This is a genomic window from Massilia sp. CT11-108, from assembly GCF_047302915.1.
Classification (GTDB): domain Bacteria; phylum Pseudomonadota; class Gammaproteobacteria; order Burkholderiales; family Burkholderiaceae_D; genus Telluria; species Telluria orientalis.
In genome coordinates this window covers 1-244 of the sequence record NZ_JBKYMO010001697.1, presented here as the reverse complement: position 1 = coordinate 244, position 244 = coordinate 1, and the positions used below count along the sequence as shown (strand labels likewise).

At 64.3% G+C, this 244-nt stretch carries 1 pseudogene; it reads right to left on the bottom strand.

The features are described from left to right. A pseudogene (locus tag ACEN88_RS36080) lies at positions 1–244 on the bottom strand (ABC transporter ATP-binding protein); the annotation flags it as partial.

Sequence of the window (244 nt, the reverse complement as noted above, 5' to 3'; positions counted from 1 at the left end):
CGGCCCCTTGAAATACTCCTCGATCCACGGATGGTCGAGCGCGAGCAGTTCGTCGATCGTGCCGACCGCGATCACCTTCTTGTCGGCGAGCACCGCGACACGATCGCAGATCGCGTAGAGCGTATCGAGGTCGTGCGTGATCAGGAAGACGGTCAGGCCCAGCGTCTTCTGCAGCGACTGGGTCAGCGAATCGAACGCCGCCGCACCGATCGGGTCGAGCCCCGCGGTCGGCTCGTCAAGGAAC